Below are 305 nucleotides of genomic sequence, written 5' to 3'. Positions count from 1 at the left end.
AATCATATGGAATATGTCAAATATTCCTATTTGATTATAAAGCGCTTACATGTTATAGTTATAGTAGAAATAACAAAGTTCGTCGACGTATTCGACAAAAGAAAAGGAGTATTATCATGAAGAAAATTGGTCGCTATGTTACCTTGCTTGCGGCTGCAGGCCTGCTGGCAGCGTGTTCTACTTCGACTGAGTCTAGCAAAACTACGGGAGGAAGTAGTTCAGGAAAGACAGAAATATCCTATGCTATTTGGGATTCTGGTCAAGAGCCTGGTTTGAGAAAGATTGCGGATGAGTTTGAGAAAAAG

At 39.0% G+C, this 305-nt stretch carries 1 pseudogene; it reads left to right on the top strand.

The features are described 5' to 3' along the window. Positions 1-89: 89 nt before the first annotated feature. Positions 90-305, top strand: a pseudogene (locus C1G53_RS13245) (sugar ABC transporter substrate-binding protein); the annotation flags it as partial.

It is taken from the genome of Streptococcus suis, from assembly GCF_002960445.1.
Classification (GTDB): Bacteria; Bacillota; Bacilli; order Lactobacillales; family Streptococcaceae; genus Streptococcus; species Streptococcus hyiners.
This window is presented reverse-complemented; position numbering and strand designations above follow the sequence as displayed.